The organism is Campylobacter concisus, from assembly GCF_902460535.1.
Taxonomy (GTDB): domain Bacteria; phylum Campylobacterota; class Campylobacteria; order Campylobacterales; family Campylobacteraceae; genus Campylobacter_A; species Campylobacter_A concisus_AS.
On sequence record NZ_CABPTV010000004.1, the window covers coordinates 133,387 to 156,635 of the forward strand.

Consider the following 23,249-nt stretch of genomic DNA (forward strand, 5'->3'; position numbering starts at 1 on the left):
TGTGAGAAGTCTATTAAAAATTTCTATTTGTGCGGCAGTTTTTATAAATTTACCGCTTTTTGCAAATGAAGATAAAGTTCTGCCAGAGGTTAAAGTAGTGAGTGCAACTGGTTTTGAGCAAAATATAAAAGACGCACCAGCAACGCTTAGCGTCATCACTCAAGATGCGCTAGAAAAGAGAAATCATAAGGACGTTGAGAGTATGGTAAAAGACGTGCCAAGCCTTTTTGGAACGACTCCTGAAGCGGCAAATAGACGAGGAATTTCTATACGCGGATTCTCTCCAAGATTTACTAAAATTTTAGTAAATGGCATGCCAGTGCCAGGAGATAACGCTTATAAGGGGCTAAGAAGTGTTGGAGGCTCATATAGTTTCATTCCGCCAGCAAGTGCGATAAGCCGTATCGAAGTGATACGCGGTCCTATGAGCTCGCTTTATGGCAGTGACGCACTGGGCGGTGTGATAAACATCATAACAGATGAGTTTAGTAACGACTTTCATGCAAATCTTGGCTCAAGCTATAAATTTGCTAGAAATAAAAATATAAGCGGCGAGTTTTACAACAGTCTCTATCTACACTCTGGGCTAATAGACGATGTTTTAAGCATCTCAGTTTATGGCAAAAACTTAAACAAGTCAGAGGATAAAATCTCATACGCAAACAGAGAGCAAAAAGATAGAAATTTTGGCACGAAGCTCTTTTTTAGACCAAATGAAAATAACGATATCACGCTTGAGCTTGCAAGAAGTGATGTGAAATATAAAAGAAGCAAAGGCAAAACACTATCAACTGGTACTAACTCGGTTGCTAGCGAGAGAATAAAGGGCGATGTGATAAATTTAAGCCACGAAGCAAGGCTTGATAATATCTTGCTTCAAAGCTACCTGTCTTACGGCAAGATAAAAGAGATCGCTCAACAAAATTTGACGCTAAAAACACTAAATTTCGACACAAAAGGCTCATATTTTACTGATAACAACGCCTTTACTTTAGGGCTAAACGCCAAAAAAGAAAAACTTGACGAAAAGGCTACCACAGCAGACGCTGCAAATGTAAAAAGATATGACATTTCGCTTTACGGCGAGGATGACTATCACCTTACAAAAGACTTTATCTTAAGCACTGGCATTCGCTATAACTACGATGAGAACTACGGTTCGCACGTTTCACCAAGAATTTATGGTATCTATAACTTAAATGACTTTTTTGCCCTAAAAGGCGGAGTCAGCACAGGATACGCGACGCCTGACATCAAACAACGCACGCAAGATCTTGCATTGCCATTTGCTGGAGGACGTGGAGCACAGCTTGGTAGAAGCAGCCTTAAGCCAGAGACAAGCGTGAGCTATGAATTTGGCGGCGTTTATAATGACAATGAAGGCTTTGAAGCATCGCTAACTGGATTTTACACAAGTTTTAAAGATATGTTAAGCTATAGCCCTATCTGCTCAAGAGGCAATGTTTGCAGACATAAAGGCAAAATTTATCCAAATGGTATTTGGGAGAGTGTAAATATCGGCAAAGCTGAAATTTACGGAGTTGAGCTAACAAATGAGTGGCAAGTCACAAACGCTCTTAGGCTAAATCAAAGCTATGTCTATACAAAATCAAAACAAAAAGATGGATCAGAAGTTGGTAAAAGCTTAAACAACTATCCGCTTCATACATTTAAATTTGGAGCGAACTACGAGCTAAACAGATGGCTAAATTTCTGGTCTCAGATAAATTATTATGGTAGGACTAAAAACTCATTTAGCTATGCTGATGACATCAGACCTTACGTGATCGCTGATCTTGGTATAAACTACAACGTAACAAAGAATTTCAGTCTAAATTTGAGCGTTTATAACCTCTTTAATGAGTATTTTACGACAAGATCTGGCAGATACGACATCTTGATAGCTGACGGACAAAAGATCGAGCTTGGTTTTAATCTAAAGTTTTAAAATGATAAAAATTTTGAAAAAATTTCATCTTATCTTGGCTTTTATCTTTGCCTTGCCGCTTCTTGTGCTTAGCATTAGTGGAGCGATAATCTCGTATCACGATGAGATAATCGATATCTTTAGCAAAGATGAGGTCGTGGCTGGCAAAAAGCCTTTAGAGATAGATGAAATTTTAAAAATTTTTAGCAAGAGCGAGCCAAATTTTAATCTTAGCTACCTAAAGATAAAATCAGAGGCAAACAAGGCTTACGTCATAAGCGGAACTAGTGAAAATGGCGAGTTTGAGTCGTTTTTCATAGATCCTTATACTGGAGAAATTTCAGGCAAAAACAAGGCAGAGAAATTTATAGGGCTGGTTTTAAATTTGCATAAAAACTTAGCCCTTTCGCTTTTTAAAAATGAAAAATTGAGCAAATTTGCAAGCGAGCTAATAGCACTTTCTACGCTTGCGTTGCTTTTTATCTTGATAAGCGGGGCTGTGATATATTTTTGGAGGTTTAGAAGCAGGGTGGGGGAGGCTTTTAAGCTAAATTTAAAGGCAAAGAAATTTGCATTTTTGTATTCGCTACACGGCTTTTTGGGTATCTATCTTGGCGCTGTTTTAAGCGTGATTTGCATTAGTGGGCTTTACTTTTCTTATGAGAGCTTTGCTAAGGTTATAAATCAAATTTGTGGCGAAGAAAAGGTCTTTAAAAAGCCAAATTTTACAAACAAAAATGGCTTTAGCTTAAGCGACGAGCAAAAGGTGGCAAACCTTAAAAAAGCTTATGAAATTTTCATCTCTAAATTTGGAGACGAGTTTGAGACTTTAAATTTTATAGCAAATAGCGGCGGCGTCAAATTTATGCTCTTTTACCTGCCAAAAGGTGCTGACGAGAGAGATGGCATTAGGCTTTTGGTCGATACTAAAAGCGAGCAAATTTCAAAAAATGCCATGCCAAAGTCATTTGAAATTTATAAATTTATGCTTGATTTGCACGCTGGATATATCTTTGGCGAGCTTGGTAAATTTATATTTTGCCTAGCATCATGCGGTGTGGTTTTACTGCTTTTTAGTGGAGGTGCGATTTATTACAAACGGCGCAAAAACTAACTTCATTTATCTATCTCTTAACTCTTTTTCGTTATCATCTCAAATAAATTTTTTGGAAAAGACATGCAAAAAAAATATAGACCAAATGTAGCAGCTGTCATTTTGTCTAGCTCTTACCCTTTTAAATGCGAAATTTTAGTCGCAAAAAGGGTTGATATGGACGATATCTGGCAGTTTCCTCAAGGTGGCATAGACGAAGGCGAAAGCCCAAAGCAGGCACTAAAAAGGGAGCTTAAAGAGGAGATCGGAACTGATAAATTTGACTTCTTAGAAGAGTATCCTGATTGGCTTAGCTACGACTTTCCAGCAAATGCGTCAAAGAGATTTTATCCATTTGATGGGCAGACGCAAAAGTACTTTTTGGTTAGGCTAAAAAATGGTGCGAGCATAAATTTAAAGACCGAGCATCCAGAGTTTAGCGAGTATAAATTTGTAGATATCAACAAGGCTTTAGAGGGGATAAATCACTTCAAAAAGCCTATTTATGACAAAGTTTTGAGTTATTTTAAAGAGAAAGGATATTTTTGATGTTAATCGTTCAAAAATTTGGCGGAACTAGCGTAGGCACGCTTGAGCGCATAGAAGCTGTGGCAAACAGGGTCATAGAGACTAAAAACAGCGGCGCTGACGTGGTTGTGGTAGTTTCTGCGATGAGTGGAGTTACAAATCAATTGGTTGAATATAGTGAGTATTTTTCAAAGCACCCAGACGGCGTTGCTACTGATATGCTTTTAAGCTCTGGGGAGCAAGTAACCACCGCGCTTTTGACGATTGCACTTAATGCAAAAGGCTATGCGTGCGTAGGACTAACTGGCGCAATGGCTGGGATAATGACTGATGATGTGCATACAAAAGCTAGGATAGAAACGATAGACACCACTAGGCTAAAAGCTGAGCTAAAAGCTGGCAGGATCGTCGTCGTAGCAGGCTTTCAAGGCATAGACGACAAAGGCGATATCACCACTCTTGGCAGAGGTGGAAGCGACCTTAGTGCGGTTGCATTAGCTGGGGCGCTTGAAGCTGATCTGTGTGAAATTTTTACCGACGTTGATGGCGTTTATACGACTGATCCAAGGATAGAAAAAAAGGCAAAAAAGCTAGAAAAGATAAGCTATGACGAGATGCTTGAGCTTGCCTCTGCTGGGGCGAAAGTGCTTCAAAATCGCTCAGTCGAGCTAGCAAAAAAACTAAATGTCAAACTAATCACAAGAAGCAGTTTTAACCACAACGAAGGTACATTAATAGCAAAGGAAGATAATATGGAAGCGGTTTTAGTAAGCGGTATAGCACTAGATAAAAATCAAGCAAGAGTAACTTTAAGAGGCGTAGTCGATAAGCCTGGCATCGCAGCTGAAATTTTCACAGCTCTAGCTCATCAAAATATAAATGTAGATATGATCATCCAAAACGTAGGACACGACGGCACGACAAATTTAGGCTTTACAGTGCCACAAAACGAGCTTGACCTAGCAAAAGAGACTATGCAAAAGCTCTCAGCTGCAAAACATGTCGAGTATGACGATGCGATCGTGAAAGTCTCGGTTATCGGCGTAGGCATGAAGAGCCATAGCGGCGTAGCATGTCTAGCATTTGAGACGCTTGCAAAAGAGGGGATAAATATCCAGATGATCTCAACAAGTGAGATAAAAATTTCAATGATCGTCGATCAAAAATATGGCGAGCTCGCAGTTCGCGTACTTCACGATGCGTATAAGTTAGATAAATAATGCAAGATTTTATCCAATGGACGCTTGAGACTATAAGAAGCGAAAGATATATGAGCTGGATGGAGGAAAAGCGCGTCGAATGGACGCCTTTGCTTGCATCTAGGCTTAAATTTTTGCTTGATAGCAAGGCTTTTATAGTTATCTGCGACGATGAGCGAGAGTGGTTTGAAAACTATCTTTTAAGAAATATCAACCGCACAAAAAGCGAGCGTCCGTTTTTGCCATTTTTTAGCCTAAGATCGCTCTATCCAGCCTTTGACGGCATCGAGACAAACGAGCAAAAACAGCTTTTAAAAGATATGCTAAGCCTTGCCTTTCCAAATGGCTACATCTTTTTTTACATCGGCAAGAGCATAGATAAGCGTGCAAATTTAGCCAAAACTGATGAAAACAGCTATATGTGGCTCTTTGACGAGCAGGCGCAAAACAGCTTTACGCTAAGCTCGAGCGATGAAAACTTAGACATCAAACTTCTAAATTTATATAAACTTTTTGACAAGAGCATAGACGCCGTGCTCTTTGCAAAGGTGATACTCTAAATGCTTAATAAAATCGTCATAACAAGCGATTTTGAAAATTTAAAAGCCAAGCTTGAAGCCGAGTTTGGCGTAAATAATCTAAGATTTTTTATAAGCGATGATTTTTTGCTAGAAAATGCAAAAGAGGTCATCGCCGAAGCTTACATCGCCGAAAAAGATGAGAAAATTTTAGTCATAGAGGCGAAGTCTTTTCGCACCGAGGCTCAAAACGCACTTTTAAAGATCATCGAAGAGCCCCCAAGAAACATCAAATTTATAATAGTAACGCAGAGTAAAAATTTGCTTCTACCAACGATAAGATCGAGGATGCTTATAGAAAATAAGCTCACCAAAAAGCCAAAAATGAGTGTGGATCTAAATTTAAAAACGCTTGGCCTAAAAGAGCTAACAAGCTTTATCGACCAAAAGATAGCAGAGGAGCAGGCGCAAAAATTTGGCAAAAATGAGCTAAAAGAGCTTGTGGGAGCCATCGTGACAAAGGCGGTTGATAGCGGGTATAAATTTAGCGGCGAGGAGATGGAGTATTTTTTCTCACTCATCAAGCTTGCCGATCTAAACGCCAAGTCACACGCCGTTTTGACGCCACTTTTGCTTACTATCTTTGAGAAAGGACGACGTTGAAATTTTATAAGATAAATAACAAAAGCGACTTTGATCAAATTTGTAAGGCCGTCTCACCAAGTCCGGCTGGTGCGAAGCTCATGCAAGAAAAGAGTGAGATAAATTTTATCTTCATTGACGAGATAAAGACCCCAGCGGCAAATATCCTAAAGCAAGACGCCCTAAGTGTCGGCGCCGAGCTAGTTACGCATAATGATACGATTTTAGGCAAAGAGAGCCTAAACAAAGCCTTGCTAATGGCGACAAATGCGCAGCTTAGGCAGTTAACTAAAAAAGAGAAGCTACAAGACTTTGGGCTTAAAAAGCTTGCCGTCTTTTTAGAGACTAAATTTACAAAGCCCACAAAGCCTCTTATAATGGGCGTGGCAAATATAAATAGAGATAGTTTTAACGAGCAAAGCCGCATAAATACGCAAAATGGCATAGCAAAAATAGAAGCGATGATCGAAGCAGGTGCAGACTATATCGATCTTGGCGGCGTTAGCTCAAGGCCAGGGAGCGAGTATTGCGGACGTGAGGAGGAGTTTAGACGCATAAAAGATATCGTGGAGGAAATTTATAGGCTAAATTTACACGAAAAGGCGAAATTTAGCCTTGATAGCTTTGATGAGTATTGCTTAGAATTTGCGCTAAATCACGGCTTTAAGATGATAAATGACATCACGGCAAATGCAAATTTAGCCTCGCTTGCTGCAAGATACGATGCGCAGTTTTGCATGATGCACATGCAAGGCGATCCTGCTACGATGCAGATTGCGCCAAAGTATAACGACCTAATCGGCGAAATTTCAGACTTTTTTGAGCAAAAGATAGTCCTTGCAAGGGAGCTTGGTGCTAAAAAGATAGTGCTTGATGTGGGTATCGGCTTTGGTAAGACGGCTGAGCAAAATTTGCTGCTTATTAAGCATTTGGAGCATTTTTTAAAATTTGGCTGCCCGCTGCTAGTCGGCGCTAGCCGCAAATCAGTCATAAATCACTATTATCCAAGCGAGGTCAAGGAGCGCTTGCCGGGCTCACTTTATCTGCACTTAAAAGCCTTCGAAAACGGCGCGCAGATCATAAGGACGCATGATGTGGCCGAGCATAAGCAGCTTTTTAATATGCACGAGGCGATGAGCCAAGCCACGCTTTGGTAGAGTGCTTGGCTAAAAAGAGGCTAGATGAAAAATTTATTGCCGCCACCTTGGATCAAATTTCCCCAGATTGATCCATTTTCTATAGGCTGGAGGATGGGCTGCGGCGAGGATTATAAGTTTAAATTTAATGGCTGGCTAAAAACGCTAAGCCAAGATGAACAGCGTCAATACGAACATCTCTTTGCTGAGCCTGCGACGTGGCGTGGATACTGGGATGAGAGGCTAGGCAAGGATGAAAGCGCGCTTTTTGTAAATGGTGACTTTATCACCGACCTTTGGGAGCGTGAGCCTAGATATGATCTAAAGTGGCTTAAGAAGCGCTACAACGCTGGCAAGTCGGATAAATTTCTTCTATTTTGGGGTCATCAAAAAAGCGCAAATTTAAGCGCAAGCTGTCTTAGTCAGTGGTACGGCTCTAGTTTTTGGGAAGATGAAACTAAATACATTTGCGCTGAGCAATATATGATGGCGAAAAAGGCTCAGTGTTTTGGCGACAAAGATGCTTTGGGGCAAATTTTATCCGCCAAAGATCCAGCGCAGATGAAGGCACTTGGCAGGCAGGTGCGTGGCTTTGACGCTAAGGTCTGGGACGAGGTCAAATTTGGCGTCGTGCTAAATGCAAGCTATCTAAAATTTAGCCAAAATGCCCCTTTGCGAGACTTTTTACTACAAACTGGGAGCAAAGTTTTGGTTGAGGCAAGCCCAGTTGATAAAATTTGGGGCATAGGCATGAGTGCAAGCGATGAAAATGCGCAAAATCCTATGAAGTGGCGAGGGCAAAATTTACTTGGCTTTGCGCTGATGAGGGCTAGAGACGAGATAGCAAAGGTCTATAAAAATGTCCATTTATGTGACTCGAGAGAGTTAAATTTGGATCATTTATAAAGTATGTTTAAGATAAAATGCGGTGTAAATTTGGAGTAAAAATGACAAAACAAGAGTATGAAAAAGCAGTAGATACGCTAAATGCGTGGGCAAAGGCCTACTACGACGAGGACGAGCCACTTACAAGCGACGAGGAGTATGATGCGCTATATCACGCGGTTTTGGCCTTTGAGCAGGCAAATCCCAGTGAAATTTCGCTATTTTCGCCGACAAAACGAGTGGGCGGAGGCGTAAAAGAGGGCTTTAGCAAGGCAAGCCACATAAAGCGCATGTGGAGCATGGAGGATATCTTTAGTCTTGGCGAGCTTGATGCGTGGTTAAAGCGTGGCGAGAAGGAGAATTTGACCTTTGTTGCTGAGCCAAAATTTGACGGAGCGAGCCTAAATTTACTCTACGAAAATGGTGTTTTAGTTAGGGCGATAACCAGAGGCGACGGCGTTACAGGCGAGGACGTGACACAAAATGCAAGGACCATTAGCTCGGTGCCAAAGAGCATTAGCTACAAAGGGCTCATTGAAATCAGGGGCGAAGTCGTCATAAGAAAAGATGACTTTGAGCTATTAAACGCAGAGCGCGCAAAAGAGGGCGAGGCGCCACTTTCTAACCCTAGAAATGCTGCAGCTGGCAGTCTAAGACAGCTTGATAGCGCAGTCACTTCAAAAAGAAAGCTACTTTTCATACCTTGGGGCGTGGGCGAGCAGAGCCTTGGGCTAAAAGATCACAGCGAAGTGATGAAATTTGTGCGTGATCTTGGCTTTGAGAGGGATGAATTTTTTAAAATTTTAAAAAAAGATGAGCTTGAGACTGCCTATAACGAGCTACTAGCCAGCCGCGAGGCAAAGAGCGTGATGATGGATGGCATGGTGATACGAGTAAATGACCTTGCGCGCTGTGAGCAGCTGGGCTACACGGTCAAATTTCCAAAATTTATGGTGGCGTTTAAATTTCCAGCGATCGAGAAGGTGACTAGGCTAAAAGATGTGGCACTTCAAGTTGGCAGAAGCGGCGTGGTGACGCCTGTTGGCGTGCTTGATGAGGTAAATATAGACGGCGCAAATGTAAAATCAGCCACCCTTCATAACTTTGATGAGATCGAGCGCCTTGGCGTTATGAAAAACGACTACATCGGCATCATCCGCTCAGGAGATGTCATACCAAAGATCACAAAGGTTTTTAAAGATAGGCGAGATGGCAGCGAGCAAGCGATTGATAGGCCTAAATTTTGCCCAGTTTGCGGCTCGCACCTGCTTGATGAAGGGGTATTTGTAAAGTGCCAAAATTTAAGTTGCAGGGCAAGAGTGGTGGGCTCGATAATCCACTACGCATCGAAAAAATGCCTAAATATAGACGGCCTTGGCGATGCGATCGTAAATTTGCTATTTGACAAGGGGTTGATTGCTTGCATTAAGGACATCTACAGCCTTAAATTTGATGATCTCATGGCGCTTGAGGGCTTTAAAGAGAAAAAGGTAAATAACCTTTTAAATGCGATCGAAGCTAGCAAAGGTGCGGAGCTATCGCGTTTTATCACGGGTCTTGGCTGCGAGCACATCGGCGAAGTGGCGGCTAAAAAGCTAGCAAGTAGCTTTGGGCTGGGCTGGCTTGATGCTAGCTTTGAGGAGCTAACCTCGCTTGAGGGCTTTGGCGCGGAGATGGCAAATAGCCTGATAGACTTTGCTGAGGTTAATAGAGCAGAAATTTTAGCCCTTAGCCAGATCGTGCAGCCAAGCGTGACGCAGACGCAGAGCATCTCAAACGCACTAAGTGGCAAAACGGTCGTTATAACTGGCACGCTAAGTCGCCCAAGAGATGAGATAAAAGCCGAGCTCGAGAGCTTTGGCGCAAAGGTTTCTGGCTCAGTTTCTAAAAAAACGGACTTCGTGCTAGCTGGCGAGGAGGCTGGCAGCAAGCTAGAAAAGGCAAATGAGCTAGGCGTGCTGGTGATCGACGAGAGCGAATATGAGAGGCTAAAACTTGAGGTTTGATAACTACGTCGCAAGCGTTTTAAACATCAGTAGAAACAAGGCGAGCGAGCTAATAAAATCTGGCAAGGTGTTAGCAAATGGCGAAATTTGCACCAAGGTTTCAAGCGAGATGAGTGAGGCTAAAATTTCACTGCTTGATGAAATTTACGTTGGGCGAGGGGCGCTTAAGCTAAAAAGTTTTTTAGAGGCGATGAAATTTGACCTAGCTGGCAAAAATGCACTTGATATCGGCAGCTCAACTGGTGGCTTTATGCAAATTTTACTTGAGCGTGGCGTAAAGAGTGTGACTGGCGTCGATGTGGGCACTGATCAGCTGGACGCCAGCTTAAGAAGCGATGAGCGGGTGAAAATTTATGAGAAAACTGACGTCAGGGAGTTTGCTAAAACGCATAAAAATGAATTTAACCTCATAACCTGCGACGTGAGCTTTATCTCTTTGGCTGAAATTTTACCAGCCATTTGCGAGCTTGCAAGCGAGAATTCGCTCATCATCACGCTTTTTAAACCGCAGTTTGAAGTGGGCGTTGGCGTAAAACGCAACAAAAAAGGCGTTGTCACCGACGCTAAGGCTGTAAATTTAGCGATGAAGCGCTTTGAAGTGCTAGCAAGCAGCTTGAAATTTGAACTGATAGCTTGCAAAGAGTGCGAAGTCAAGGGAAAGGAAGGAAATGCCGAATTTTTCTACGCTTTTAACAAAAGATAATATCACTGCCGTTGCGATAGGGCATTTTGACGGCGTACACAGGGGGCACAAGCAGCTTTTAAAGCAGCTAGGCGAGTTTGGCGGACTTGTTGTCATCGACAAAAACAAAGCCAACATCACGCCAAAGCTAAAGCGAGCCGAGTACTCAAACTATCCTTGCTTCTTGTATGATTTTGAGAGTATAAAAGGGCTTAGCGGCGAGGAATTTATCGCGCTTTTAAAGCGAGATTTTAAAAATTTAAAAAAGATCGTTGTTGGATTTGATTTTAGATTTGGCAGAAACAGAGCGTGGGACAAGCACGATCTGAAAAGGATTTTTGATGGCGAGGTGGTCGTCGTTGATGAGGTTTGCTATGACGGCATGGGCGTGCATAGCTCCTCCATCAGAGAGCTGATACGCCAAGGCAACATCGATGAGGCAAATAGGCTAATAGGCAGGGAGTACTCGATCGAGGGCAACGTGATAAAAGGGCAGGGCATCGGGTCGCGCGAGCTCGTACCGACGCTAAATTTGGACGTCAAAAGCTACCTTTTGCCGCGAGAGGGCGTCTATGCGACAAGAACGAGAATGGGCTCATACACCTATGGCTCGGTCACTTTTATAGGCAACAGGCTTAGCACGGATGGAAATTTTAGCGTTGAGACGCACATCTTAGACGAGGTCGCACCAAAGGTGACGAAGCACGTAGCCGTTTGCTTCATAAAACGTTTGCGCGATAATAAAAAATTTAATAATCTTAGCGAGCTAAAAGAGCAGATAAAACGCGATATAAACGAGGCTAGACAGTGCGTTGGCGTGTGCGATCTCTTTTTTGGAGAGACGATGAGATACTTTGACGGATATGGAGCTGGTATATGAGAGATGAAATTTTTAAAGAACCTATAAGCAAGCAGTTTGAATTTGATGACTTTGTGGCGAGCGTTTTTGATGATATGATCTCGCGCTCGGTGCCATTTTACGACGTTAGCTCAAATTTAAACGCAAAGTTACTGGCTAAAATTTTGCCAAAATCAGCAAAAGTGTGCGATCTTGGCTGCTCTACGGCAAATAGCCTACTTTTGCTAAACAACCTTAGAAACGACCTCGTGCTAAGTGGCGTGGATAACTCTGAGGCGATGCTTGCAAATGCAAAAAACAAGGCAAAAGCTTATGGGGCTGATATAGAGTTTGTCTTGGATGATATCTTAGAGTGCGAGCTAGAGGGCTTTGACGCGGTTTTAGCAAACTACACATTGCAGTTTATAAGACCACCAAAAAGGGCTGATCTGGTGCAGAAAATTTATAACGGACTAAATGAAAATGGCGTCTTTTTGTTTAGCGAGAAGATCATCTTTGAAGATAAAAAGCTTACTAAAAGCGTCATAGAAATTTACGAGGACTACAAGCAAGCTCAAGGCTACTCACGCTATGAGATCGCCCAAAAAAGGGAGGCACTTGAAAATGTGCTTGTGCCATACACTGAAGAAGAAAATAGAAACTTAGCCCTAAATGCTGGCTTTAAGCGTGTCGAGAGCACATTTAAATGGGGAAATTTCATGAGCTTTTTGGCGTTTAAGTAAAATTCTCTTTTAAAAAAGCTATTTTTATAGTGCGTGTTTTATAAAACTAAAGCCCCAAATTCTAATATAAATATGGCTTACATAATGAAAATTTAAAATTAAAGACTAAAAAATCAGTTTTTATCTGCATAATATTCGCCTGAAGCTTATCAAATCAATCAAAACAAATATAAAAATAAGTGATATCTTTGGGTTTATAAAACAAGAAATTTAAATTTAATAGTAAAGAAATTTAGCGGGAGTTACCCGCTAAATTTACTCATTTATTGCTGCGTTTCCGTGGTGGTGGAAGTCATCGTAGATGATCTTAGAAGTTTGGAATTTCTCGCGTTTTAGCTCGCGAACTCGTAAAAATTCCTCTTCATCGATCTTTTTGATCTGGATAGCTGCTTTAAATGTCGGAGTCTTGCTGATGTAGTCCCAACCGCTGCTTGTTAGCTCGTTACAAGAGCTCTCCCAGTAGTGGAAGGTCATCTGTATGATGCCATCAGGCACGATGTCAGTCACTTCAGCTTTTACGACGATGTAGCCGTATCTACTCCAAGCTTTGATGAAGTCGCCTTGTTTTAGCCCGTATCTTTCTGCAAGCGCTGGGCTCATCTCAGCGATAGGTCCGATGCTATCTCCGCCTTCTTCGATGGCACGTGAGCGTCTTGTCATGGTGCCAACTGTGTATTGATAAACTTTTCTTGTAGTTAAAAGCTGTATCGGATACTCAGCATCAGTCTTCTCATCGACTGAACCAGCCATGATAGGATACTCTGGTGACATATTCATCTTCTTAGCAAACTCAAGTTTTGCGCTCTCGATCTCATCAGCCTTATCGACAAATAAACAAGGCACAAAACGGCCTTTGCCATCAGGTGTAAAGAATTTCTTATCAAGATAGAGGCTCTGACCGCCCATATCATCTTCAGTTGGGCATGGCCAGTGAAGTCCGTGATATTTTTTAAGTCTATAATAGCTCATACCGCCGTAGCGTCTAGGGTCGCATTTTCTAACTTCTTCCCAAATTTCTTCTGGTGAGTTAAAATTAAAACCCTCTGTTGCACCTAAACGGCGTGCGATCTCGCAAACGATCCACCAGTCTTGTCTAGCATCTCCTGGGGGTGTGATAACCGCTTCGTTATGCTGGACACGGCGCTCTGCATTTGTGTAAAGACCCTCTTTTTCACTACTTGCAACACCCGGGAGAACGACGTCAGCTTTTAGCGATGTTTCAGTTAAAAACAGGTCTTGAACCACGTAGAAATCGACATTTGCTATGCCTTTTAAGAAGTGGTTTGTATTTGGCTCAGAGATAACTGGGTTTTCGCCGATGGTCCAGAAAAAATGCACTCTGCCATCAAGGATCGCATCAGGCACTTCAGTTTTGTGGATGCCTATCTTTGAGTTTAAAAATCCAGGCTCAAGATGCCACATTTTCTCAAACCAAGCTCTTTGCTCAGAGTCGGTGACTGAGCCAAGATTTGGAAAGATATTTGGCAAAACGCCCATATCGCAGCAGCCTTGAACATTCTCTTGACCTCTAAGCGGCAAGTCGCCTGTGCCAAGCTCGCAGATATTGCCAGTGATCAAGAATAAATTTGATACATCACAAACTCCGCCAACGCCGTGGTTGAAGTGAGTTACACCCATGCCGTGAGTGATGACGGCTGGTTTTGTGGTGGCGTACATTCTAGCAGCTGCTCTGATATCCTCTGGATTTAGCCTTGTGTATTTCGCTACAACTTCTGGCGCATAGTCTTTTACGGCTTCTTTGACGTACTCGATGCCTATTGTGTGATCTCTTACAAATTCCTCATTTACAAGGCCTTCTTCGATGATAGTGTAAAGAAGTGCGTTGATAACTGGGATGTTGTGCTCAGGCTCTAGCTGCAAGTGGATATCTGCTCTACTTGCAAACTCAGTCTTGATAGGGTCGATAACGATCAGTTTTGCACCGCGGTTTAGCGCTCTTTGGATGTGCATAGCTGCTATTGGGTGACCATTTTCTGGGTTTGAGCCTATCATTAATATACAGTTACTATAAGTGCCAATCTCTGTAAAGCTATTTGTGGCAGCTCCGTTTCCGATTGTTTTAGCAAGTCCTGCTACTGTCGGAGCGTGTCAAATTCTAGCGCAGTGATCGACGTTGTTTGTGCCTATGACTGCACGCATTAGCTTTTGAGCGACATAGTTGTCTTCAAGTGTACAGCGTGCTGAGAAGTTACCAGCAAGTGAGTCAGGGCCGTATTTCTCTTTTGCCTCTTTCATCTTTTCTACGACAAGATCAAGTGCCTCGTCCCAGCTAGCCTCTTCAAATTCACCATCCTTTGAAAAGACTCCGTTTTTCTTTCTTATAAGCGGCTTTGTAAGTCTGTCTGGACTTGCAACGTAGTCCCAGCCATAAAAGCCCTTTAAACATAAATTTCCTTGATTGACTGGATTGTCTTCGACGCCAGTAGCGGCACGAACGACGTTGTTTTCCACGTGCAAGGTTACTTGACAGCCTGTCCCGCAATAAGGACAGATGACTTTGCCTTCTTTCATCACTTTCTCCTTCTAATTATGCATTTTCTGCATATTTATTTTGAGTAATATTACTAGCGCGAAACTTAATCTTTTATGAAAAATTCTTTATTTAAAAAATAAATTTTAATTTTAAGTTATATTTTATATAAAAATTAAAAAGCCGAATATATAGGAATTTAAAAAATATGCTAAATTTGCAGGAATTTCTAAAATTTATCAAATAAGAAATAAATTGTGTAAATTTGACACATAAGCTGAAAGATGAAAAATTAAATTTAAATTTAGTTTGAGGCAAGATGTTTAAACTATAAAAATAAAGAGAAATTTTGAAAGAAAAAAGTGAAATTTAAAGGGAGAGCAGATTGCTCTCCGTGAGATTATTTATCTCTTAAGCCAAGCTCAGAGATTAGTTTTGAATATGTAGTGTAGTCTTTGTTTTTAAGATACTTTAAAAGTCTTTTTCTTTGACCAACTAGTTTCAAAAGACCTAAACGTGATGAAAAGTCTTTTTTGAAAATTTTAAGGTGTTCTGTAAGTTCAGTTATTCTAGCTGTTAAAAGAGCTATTTGAACTTCTGGAGAGCCTGTATCTCCCTCTTTTCTAGCGAATTTCGCAACTATTTGAGCTTTTTTAGCCGAATCCAAAGCCATGATGACCTCCTGATTGGTGAATTTTGGAAGAGCGATTATAGCATTTAAAACATAAAGTTAGATAAAATTATGCTTTTTAAAAATTAATGAAAAATGCAGTAAAAATTTTATAAAATTAGGGCTATTTAAAGAGTTAAGGAAGATAAATGCTTTTTACAAAGGCAAGCGAATACGCTCTACTTTCGCTTATTTTAATATCTCAAAAATCATCGCCAGTTGATGTCGATACGATCTCAAATGAGCTTAAAATTTCAAAAAGCTTTCTGGCAAAAATTTTACAAAATTTAGCAAAAGATGGAGTTTTAAAGTCATTTAAAGGAGCAAATGGCGGTTTTGCACTAAATGACGAACCTGAAAATTTAAGTATAAAAAAGATAATAGAATGCGCTGAAAAGCGCGAGCTAAGCGTCTTTGAGTGCTCATCTTCAGCACTTGGTTGCCCGTCAAACAAAGCTTCAAGCTGTCAAATTTGGTCGATGTTTAGCGGCCTTCAAGGCAAGATCGACGAGATGCTTGACGCGATCAAACTAAGTGACATCGTTAAGAAGTAAAGTTGGCAAAGCAAAAAAATAATATTTTGACTCTTGTCGCACCGTTTCTTGCGCCAATTGTCAAATTTAAAAGTCTTAGCATCGTTGGCATCATCGTTGCCATCCTTGCTATCATCATCGTACCGCTCCCAAGCGCGGTGCTTGACTTTTTCTTGGCACTTTCGATCTCGATTTCGGTGCTTATTATTTTGATCTCTATTTACGTGCCAAAACCGACCGATCTTAGCACGTTTCCGACGCTCATTCTCATCATCACGCTTTTTCGCCTCTCGCTAAACATCGCAACTACTCGTATGATCTTAAGCGAGGGTCACAACGGCCCAGAAGCGGTCAGTGAGATCATCTCAAGCTTTGGAAATTTTGTCGTTGGTGGCAACTTCGTCATCGGCACCATCGTATTTTGTATCTTGGTACTCATAAATTTCATGGTCGTAACAAAAGGTTCAACCCGTGTGAGCGAGGTGCAAGCTCGTTTTACACTTGATGCTATGCCTGGTAAGCAAATGGCGATAGATGCGGACCTAAACGCAGGTCTAATAGACGAAAAAACAGCGCGCGAAAGACGTCAGGCTATAATCGGCGAGGCAAATTTCTACGGAGCGATGGACGGTTCGTCTAAATTTATAAAAGGTGACGCCGTAGCCGGTATCATCATCACTATCATAAACATCATCGGCGGCTTTGCTATTGGCTCGTTTCAACACGGCCTTGATATGGCGACATCGGCCCAGTACTATACGATCTTAACTATCGGTGATGGCCTAGTTAGCCAGATCCCAGGACTTATCACTTCAACAGCGACTGCTATCATCATCACAAGGGCTAGCAAAGATGACGAGGACTTTGCAGAAGGCACGCTAAATCAGCTATTAGGAGACTATAAAACCTTGCTGATAGTTGGCTTCATACTATTTATGTTTGCCCTTGTTCCAGGACTTCCGACGCTTTCACTTGGCTTTATAGCACTGCTATTTTTAGGGCTTGGCTACATCATCAAGCAGACCAAAGATGGTGGGCTAAATTTAAACCTTGCGCCAAAAGAAAAAGCAGCTGGCAAAAAAGCTGGCGGCGCTGCGCCAAGTGCGGCTGGAGCTGGCGGAGCAAGTGCAGGTGCTGCTAAAACTCCAAAGAAGAGCGACGAAGAGATCGCAAGAGAAGAAGAGACTAAGATAAATGACATCTTAAAGCTTGAAATTTTAGAGCTTGACCTAGGATATGGCCTGCTAAAGCTAGCTGATGTTGATCTAATCGAGAGAATTCGCGCTATGAGGCGAAATATCGCTTCAAGTCTTGGCTTTTTGATGCCAAAGATAAGGATCCGCGACAACCTTCAGCTCCCACCTAACGAGTACCGCTTCAAGCTAAAAGGTATCATCATCGGTCAGGGTGAAATTTATGCGGATAAATTTCTAGCGATGGATAGCGGACTAGTGAGCGAAGATATCGAGGGTATTCCGACAAAAGAGCCAGCTTTTGGGCTAGACGCTCTTTGGATCGATGCTAGCGTCAAAGAGGATGCCATACTTAGTGGCTACACGATAGTTGATCCTGCAAGCGTCATCTCAACGCACATGAGCGAGCTTATAAAGCAAAATGCAGCCGAGCTTCTAACTCGCCAAGAGACGCAAAATTTACTAGACAAACTAAAGATCGACTACCCAGTCGTGGTCGAAGACACGCTAAGGATCGTACCTATAAATTTGATCCAAAAGGTCTTAAAAACGCTGCTTAAAGACAATATCCCGATCAAAGACCTGCTTAGCATACTTGAAGCCATCAGCGATATCGCCGAGGTTAGTAAAAATTTAGACATGATCATCGAGCACGTGCGGGCAGCACTTTCACGTGTCATCACCTCGCTTTATGTAGATGAAAAGGGTCAGCTAAATTTTTATATCCTAGATACCGCCGCACAGCAAAAGCTCATGGACGCGGTGCAGTATAAAGACGGAGCCTATCATCTGATGATAAACGTAGCGCAGACATCATCGATCGTGCAGGCTCTAAGGCGTGAAAAAGAGAAACGACCTATGAGCCAACACGGAGAGATGGTGCTTTGCGTGGAGCCAAGCTTGCGCAAATTTATAGCAAATATCTGCGCAAATTTCGCCATCGACATAGTAGTGCTAAGCTTTGCTGAGATCTCGGCAAATACACCATTTGAAACGGTTGGCGTCATAGAAATAGAAAATTTATAAAGGAAAACGATGAAAATTTATCACCTCTCACACACCGATCTTGACGGATACGGAGCGCAATACATAACAAATTTTTACTTCAAAGATGTGAAATTTCTAAACTCAAACTACGGCAGAGAGATAGATGATAAATTTGCTCAAATTTTATCTGAGATAGATGCCTCAAACGATGATAAAAACGTCATCTTGATTACCGATCTAAATTTAAGCCTAGCTCAGTGCGAGAGCTTTGAGGAGATGATAGATGGTAAAAATATCAAGCTGGTTTTGTTAGATCATCACCAAAGTGGTGCTGAGTGCGCGAGCGCTTACTCATGGTATTTTTTGGATAGCTCAAGGTGCGCTACAAAGATCACTTACGACTTTTTTGCAGGCATTTTTGGTCAAAACAAAGAGCTTGAAATTTTTAGTGACGTCGTAAATGCCGTGGATATCTGGCTAAAAGATGATAAAAATTTCGAGATGGGCAAGGTCTGCTTGGGGCTTGTGGCAAACGCCAAAGAGATAAATAAAGTAATGTTTGAAGCTGAAAACAACCTTTATATGGATCATATCTTAAAAGAAGCTAGCAAATTTTTTAACGAAAAAAACGACTATATAGGCCTTGACATGCAGGTGCATGCCATTAAAAAGTCATTTTTCAAAGAGGACAAGGACGATACGCTAAGCAACCTAATCTCAAACTACGTCGTCAAAAAACTTAGTGAAAATAAAGAGAAATTTAGCATAAGCTATAAAGATCACAAAGGAATTTTAACCTACAATGTCGGCAATGTTTCGGTTATCGGCAACGACTTTTTGGTGGCAAATCCTGAATTTGACTTCTTTATCGACGTGACAAATAAAAAAACACTAAGCTTTCGCGCAAATGGCAAGTTAGACGTTAGCGCCATGGCAAAACACCTAGTTGGCGGCGGCGGACACGTCAATGCAAGCGGCGGACTATTTGCAAATTTCAAAGATGGCTTTAGCTATGAGCCGATCAAGGCGCAGATAGTTGATCTAATAACTAAAAAAACACAGGAGGAGATATGAAAGAAGAAGAGGTAAGCGTAGAGGAGCTTAGCTACGAGCTTAGCATGGTGCTTGAAGCGATGTTTTACTATGCTGGCGTGAAAAAAGATAAGCTTGAAGAGGCGGCAAATCTCTATGTCGAGTGCATCGACGATGCGCTAGAAAACTCTGATGCTAGCGGTAGCGACGAGGTCATAGAGATAGTTGAATATATGAAAAAACACCATCCAAAGTTATTTAAATAAGGAGAAAATATGAAGAAAATTTTAGTTTTAGCAGCAGCACTTTTTGCGCTAAATGCAATGGCAAATGAAAATTTAGACAAGGCAAATGAGCTTTATGCAAAGAAAAATTTTAACGAGGCCTATCTTGCTTTTAATAAAGCTTGCGGCGAGGGTGAGAAAAAGGCTTGCACGATGAATGCGATCATGCTATTTAACGGCGATGGCGTGGCAAAAGATAAAGCTCAGGCTGAGAAAATTTTTACAAAAATGTGCGACGAAAATGAGGGCATGGCCTGCGAAAAGCTAGGCGAAATGACAGCTTATGGCCTTATAAAAGACAAAGATGATAATGAAGCAAAAAGCGAAGAGAAGGCAAAAGCTTTGTTTAAAAAAGCTTGCGATAACGGCTATAAACCAGCTTGTGACTTTGTAACAAAATAGATCAAAAAGGGCTTAAAATGGGCTACAAACATAAAGATTTGATAGGAACTAGAGAGCTTAGCAAGGAAGAAATTTTATATTTTCTAGAGGCGGCGAAAGAGTTTAAGGAGCTAAATTTAAGCCAAGTGAAAAAAAATGACTACCTTCGTGGAAAGACCACGATCAACGCATTTTATGAAAACTCGACAAGAACTAGAACATCCTTTGAGATCGCAGCAAAGAGGCTTGGGGCTGATACGATAAATTTTAGCTCATCAAGCTCGAGCGTGACAAAGGGCGAGAGCCTAAATGACACGATGAATAACATGGCTGCTATGAGAACTGACATCATCGTGCTTCGTCACCCAAGCTCTGGAGCGGCGAAATTTGCAGCTGACAGAACAGAGGCTAGTGTCGTAAATGCAGGGGACGGCACAAATGAGCACCCAAGCCAAGCTCTGCTTGATCTTTTTACGCTAAGAGAGCACGGTAAAATTTTGGATAAAAATTTAAACGTGGCGATCATCGGTGACATCGCTAGAAGCCGCGTAGCAAGGTCTGACATCTGGGCGATGAAGAAATTTGGCATAAATTTAAAGCTCTTTGCGCCAAGGATGATGATGCCAAAAGACACTGAGGTCTTTGAGTCTCAAATTTGCAAAAATATGGAGGAGGCTTGCGAGGGCAGCGACGTTATCATCATGCTTCGCATCCAACTAGAGCGTGGCGGTGCGGACGTGGCATTTCCAAGCTCGAGGGAGTACTCGAAATTCTTTGGACTAAATAAAAATAGGATAAAGCTAGCAAAGCCTGACGCGATCGTGCTGCACCCAGGACCGATAAATAGGGGCGTGGAGTTAAATTCAGACGTGGCTGATGGCACACACTCAGTCATACTAAATCAAGTTGAAAACGGCGTTGCTATAAGAATGGCGATACTAAATACGCTTGCAAAAAATAGGGGCTAACGATGAAAATAGCAATAATTAACGGCACTATCGTAAATAGCGACGAGAAATTTAAGGCAAATATCCTAATAGAAAACGGCAAAATAGCCAAAATCGGAAGTGAGAAATTTGAGGCTGATAAGGTCATAGACGCTACAAATAAGCTCGTAATGCCAGGACTTATCGACATGCACGTGCATTTTCGCGATCCTGGTCAAGAGTATAAAGATGACATCATCTCAGGCTCGCAGGCCGCCGTGGCTGGAGGAGTGACCACCTGCCTTTGCATGGCTAACACAAACCCAGTAAATGACAACGCTTCAATCACAAGGGCAATGATAGAAAAGGCTAAAAACTGCGGACTGATCGATCTTTTGCCGATCGCAGCCATTAGCAAAGGGCTTGGCGGCAATGAGATCGTTGAAATGGGCGATCTTATAGAGGCTGGCGCAGTTGCATTTAGTGATGACGGCCTACCAGTGACTAGCTCAAGCGTGATGAGAGCGGCGCTTGAGTACTCAAGTATGTTTGGTAGCTTTTGTATAAGCCACTCAGAGGACTGCTCGCTTTGCAGGCAGGGCGTCATGCACGAGGGCAAGGTCTCAGCCATACTTGGACTTCGCGGCATGGCAAGGGAGAAAGAGGAGATCGCAGTGAGCCGTGATATGCTGCTTGCAAAGCTCACTAAAGCGCACATCCACATCGCTCACGTAAGTTCGGAGTACTCGCTAAAGATCATCGAAATGGGTAAAAAAGAGGGCATAAACATCACTTGCGAGGCCACACCTCACCACTTTAGCTTTAGCGACGATGAAATTTTGAAAAATGCCTACGATACAAATTTCAAAATGTCGCCGCCACTTCGTGAGATAAGCGACGTAAAAGCGGTAAGAGATGCGCTAAAAAGCGGTCTTATAGACGTTATCGCCACCGATCATGCCCCACACCATACAGACGAAAAGATAGTGGAATTTGACAAGGCACCATTTGGTATCATAGGACTTCAAACCCTTGTGCCGCTCACTCTTAAGCTCGTAAATGAGGGCGTTATAAGCTTAGAGCGTATGGTGGAGCTAACATCTACCAATGCAGCTAAGATGCTAAATTTAAAAGATAAAGGCAGGCTTGCTGAGGGCATGCTAGCTGACATCGCGGTGATAGACCCTGAGATCGAGTATGTTTATGATGAAAAGATAAACCGATCAAAATCGGTAAATTCTCCACTTTTTGGCAAAAAGCTAAAAGGCGCAGCAACTACCACGATAAAAAGTGGCAAGATCGTTTATGAGTTTGGGAAATAGTCTAAATTTGCTCGCGTTTGCGGGCAAATTTGCTTTAGATACTTTGAGATATAAAATTTGCTAGAAATTTCTAGCAAATTTTAGTTTTTTTATGAGTTATATTTTTTAACTATACCGCGAACTACTTTTTCTATAAAAAGTGCAGAAGCTACTTCGCAGTGCTCTCTTGTAGAGTGAGGTGAGTAGATGTTTGGTCCAATAGAACATGCACTAAGACCTGCTTTTTTCTCTAAAAGCACTCCACACTCAAGTCCAGCATGCACAGCTGTTATCCTTGCGTTTGGCTTATAAATTTTAAGCTCTTCTAAAATATCGTTTGCAAATTTATCATTTATAGGTTTCCAAGCCGGGTTTCTGTCTTTACTAATGACGTTAAAACCAACCGCCTTTGCAAGCTCTGAAATTTCAAATTCCATTCTATTTAGCCCATCTTTACTCATTGACCTTGCAAAAAACTCCCAAAATTTATAGATAAGAAATGTAAAAAGAATACGCAATAAAGAAGCGGAGAAGATAGTGTAGTGACACTAAATTGATAAATTTGCGTTTGGCTACTGGAGCTACCATTTGGTAGCCAAGATAGATGCTCACTAAGATAAGCGGAGTAAAACCCTATATAAATAGGTAGGATGAAATTTGTTTTGATAAAAGCCTAAATTTATAGCCCTTATCAAAACGCTTAAATTTAAAGCCAAAATGGCTAAATTTTAACTCTCTTTTCTCTTGCTTTTTTGATCTTATTTTTAACTACATGAAATTTTGAAGCCGCAGCCGAGCATAGATCCTTATAGGTAACTAAAATTTTTGACTCTTTTTTAGTGCAAATGGCTGCAAAAACGCTCTCAAGGTCGATTCTCTCTTTTTGTGTTAAATTTTCCATCTATTTTCCTAGTAATTTTCTCATCTTATTGACAACAAATAATATTTCATCATCATCAAGCTCACATAGCAGTTTGCAAACAGCAGCAGCAGCTTGCGGCTTTGAGTTACCAAGCCTCCAGTCCTGATATGTCCTCATCGGCACGCCAAGATCCTCTGCCATTTTTGCTTGTGAAATTTTTTTTCCGATATTTTTTGCCTCAACTGCATTGTGAAGCAAATTAAATATATCACTTGTTTCAATCATTGAAGAATTATACGTTATTTATCATTAAATATACCTAAAATATTATATAAATAATGTAAAATAGTATATAAATATCAAAATAAAGTATTAAACATACTAAAAATTAT

General features: G+C 41.5%; 24 protein-coding genes. 19 read left to right on the top strand and 5 right to left on the bottom strand.

The window, feature by feature from the left end:
* Position 1: 1 nt before the first annotated feature.
* The 12 genes from FZ945_RS04510 to cmoA all read left to right on the top strand — a co-directional run bounded on the left by FZ945_RS04510 (position 2) and on the right by cmoA (position 12,197).
* Positions 2-1,948: a TonB-dependent receptor domain-containing protein gene (locus FZ945_RS04510; RefSeq protein ID WP_148802813.1), complete on the top strand. Its 1,947-nt coding sequence runs from the start codon at positions 2-4 to the stop codon at positions 1,946-1,948.
* Position 1,949: 1 nt separating this feature from the next.
* Positions 1,950-3,041, top strand: a complete 1,092-nt coding sequence (locus FZ945_RS04515; RefSeq protein WP_148802816.1) for a PepSY-associated TM helix domain-containing protein — start codon at positions 1,950-1,952, stop codon at positions 3,039-3,041.
* A 63-nt stretch (positions 3,042-3,104) separates the two neighbouring features.
* On the top strand, positions 3,105-3,569 hold the full coding sequence (locus tag FZ945_RS04520) for an RNA pyrophosphohydrolase (protein ID WP_021087786.1): 465 nt from the start codon (positions 3,105-3,107) through the stop codon (positions 3,567-3,569).
* Complete coding sequence (locus tag FZ945_RS04525) at positions 3,569-4,768, top strand: aspartate kinase (protein WP_103559136.1); 1,200 nt, start codon at positions 3,569-3,571, stop codon at positions 4,766-4,768. The genes FZ945_RS04520 and FZ945_RS04525 overlap by 1 nt, the downstream gene beginning before the upstream one ends.
* Complete coding sequence (locus tag FZ945_RS04530; RefSeq protein ID WP_148802819.1) at positions 4,768-5,307, top strand: HobA family DNA replication regulator; 540 nt, start codon at positions 4,768-4,770, stop codon at positions 5,305-5,307. The genes FZ945_RS04525 and FZ945_RS04530 overlap by 1 nt, the downstream gene beginning before the upstream one ends.
* Entirely contained in the window at positions 5,308-5,928 is a 621-nt protein-coding gene (locus FZ945_RS04535) for a DNA polymerase III subunit delta' (protein WP_148802822.1), read from the top strand. It abuts the gene before it with no gap.
* Entirely contained in the window at positions 5,925-7,064 is a 1,140-nt protein-coding gene (gene folP, locus FZ945_RS04540) for a dihydropteroate synthase (protein ID WP_148802824.1), read from the top strand. Before FZ945_RS04535 ends, folP begins: the two co-directional genes overlap by 4 nt.
* Before the next feature lie 24 nt (positions 7,065-7,088).
* Positions 7,089-7,949 carry a riboflavin biosynthesis intermediates N-glycosidase gene (ybiA, locus tag FZ945_RS04545; RefSeq protein ID WP_148802827.1) on the top strand — a complete coding sequence of 287 codons (861 nt, stop codon included), beginning with the start codon at positions 7,089-7,091 and terminating at the stop codon, positions 7,947-7,949.
* A gap of 41 nt (positions 7,950-7,990) precedes the next feature.
* A complete protein-coding gene (gene ligA, locus FZ945_RS04550; protein ID WP_148802830.1) occupies positions 7,991-9,934 on the top strand; it encodes an NAD-dependent DNA ligase LigA in 1,944 nt (647 codons plus the stop codon).
* Complete coding sequence (gene tlyA, locus FZ945_RS04555; protein ID WP_148802832.1) at positions 9,924-10,637, top strand: 23S rRNA (cytidine-2'-O)-methyltransferase TlyA; 714 nt, start codon at positions 9,924-9,926, stop codon at positions 10,635-10,637. Before ligA ends, tlyA begins: the two co-directional genes overlap by 11 nt.
* Entirely contained in the window at positions 10,603-11,496 is an 894-nt protein-coding gene (locus tag FZ945_RS04560) for a bifunctional riboflavin kinase/FAD synthetase (protein WP_148802835.1), read from the top strand. Before tlyA ends, FZ945_RS04560 begins: the two co-directional genes overlap by 35 nt.
* Complete coding sequence (cmoA, locus tag FZ945_RS04565; RefSeq protein WP_103559142.1) at positions 11,493-12,197, top strand: carboxy-S-adenosyl-L-methionine synthase CmoA; 705 nt, start codon at positions 11,493-11,495, stop codon at positions 12,195-12,197. The genes FZ945_RS04560 and cmoA overlap by 4 nt, the downstream gene beginning before the upstream one ends.
* 255 nt (positions 12,198-12,452) lie before the next feature.
* Here cmoA and fdhF read toward each other — a convergent pair whose 3' ends face one another.
* Positions 12,453-14,729, bottom strand: a complete 2,277-nt coding sequence (gene fdhF / locus FZ945_RS04570) for a formate dehydrogenase subunit alpha (protein WP_107856459.1) — start codon at positions 14,727-14,729, stop codon at positions 12,453-12,455.
* A gap of 359 nt (positions 14,730-15,088) precedes the next feature.
* Positions 15,089-15,361, bottom strand: a complete 273-nt coding sequence (rpsO, locus tag FZ945_RS04575; RefSeq protein WP_004317763.1) for a 30S ribosomal protein S15 — start codon at positions 15,359-15,361, stop codon at positions 15,089-15,091.
* A 146-nt stretch (positions 15,362-15,507) separates the two neighbouring features.
* Here rpsO and FZ945_RS04580 point away from each other — a divergent pair, with 146 nt between their 5' ends.
* From FZ945_RS04580 to FZ945_RS04610, 7 genes are read left to right on the top strand one after another with little or no spacing between them, the layout of a single operon-like run.
* Positions 15,508-15,912: an Rrf2 family transcriptional regulator gene (locus tag FZ945_RS04580; RefSeq protein WP_107790896.1), complete on the top strand. Its 405-nt coding sequence runs from the start codon at positions 15,508-15,510 to the stop codon at positions 15,910-15,912.
* Between the two features lie 2 nt (positions 15,913-15,914).
* Positions 15,915-18,110, top strand: coding sequence for a flagellar biosynthesis protein FlhA (gene flhA / locus FZ945_RS04585; protein WP_148802838.1), 2,196 nt, complete (start codon positions 15,915-15,917; stop codon positions 18,108-18,110).
* Positions 18,111-18,119: 9 nt separating this feature from the next.
* Positions 18,120-19,145 carry a DHH family phosphoesterase gene (locus FZ945_RS04590; RefSeq protein WP_148802841.1) on the top strand — a complete coding sequence of 342 codons (1,026 nt, stop codon included), beginning with the start codon at positions 18,120-18,122 and terminating at the stop codon, positions 19,143-19,145.
* Positions 19,142-19,369 (top strand): hypothetical protein, encoded by a 228-nt coding sequence (locus tag FZ945_RS04595; RefSeq protein WP_002942640.1) that lies wholly within the window; start codon positions 19,142-19,144, stop codon positions 19,367-19,369. Before FZ945_RS04590 ends, FZ945_RS04595 begins: the two co-directional genes overlap by 4 nt.
* Before the next feature lie 9 nt (positions 19,370-19,378).
* Positions 19,379-19,789 (top strand): tetratricopeptide repeat protein, encoded by a 411-nt coding sequence (locus tag FZ945_RS04600; protein ID WP_002942627.1) that lies wholly within the window; start codon positions 19,379-19,381, stop codon positions 19,787-19,789.
* 17 nt (positions 19,790-19,806) lie between these two features.
* Positions 19,807-20,736 (top strand): aspartate carbamoyltransferase catalytic subunit, encoded by a 930-nt coding sequence (locus FZ945_RS04605; protein WP_148802844.1) that lies wholly within the window; start codon positions 19,807-19,809, stop codon positions 20,734-20,736.
* 2 nt (positions 20,737-20,738) lie between these two features.
* Complete coding sequence (locus FZ945_RS04610) at positions 20,739-22,016, top strand: dihydroorotase (protein ID WP_148802847.1); 1,278 nt, start codon at positions 20,739-20,741, stop codon at positions 22,014-22,016.
* 89 nt (positions 22,017-22,105) lie between these two features.
* On the opposite strand, the gene FZ945_RS04615 is transcribed toward FZ945_RS04610, so the two are convergent.
* The 3 genes from FZ945_RS04615 to FZ945_RS04625 all read right to left on the bottom strand — a co-directional run bounded on the left by FZ945_RS04615 (position 22,106) and on the right by FZ945_RS04625 (position 23,142).
* On the bottom strand, positions 22,106-22,513 hold the full coding sequence (locus tag FZ945_RS04615) for a zinc-binding metallopeptidase family protein (protein ID WP_262367156.1): 408 nt from the start codon (positions 22,511-22,513) through the stop codon (positions 22,106-22,108).
* A 203-nt stretch (positions 22,514-22,716) separates the two neighbouring features.
* Entirely contained in the window at positions 22,717-22,896 is a 180-nt protein-coding gene (locus FZ945_RS04620; RefSeq protein WP_148802850.1) for a hypothetical protein, read from the bottom strand.
* A complete protein-coding gene (locus tag FZ945_RS04625; RefSeq protein ID WP_009294123.1) occupies positions 22,897-23,142 on the bottom strand; it encodes a helix-turn-helix domain-containing protein in 246 nt (81 codons plus the stop codon).
* Positions 23,143-23,249: the final 107 nt, after the last annotated feature.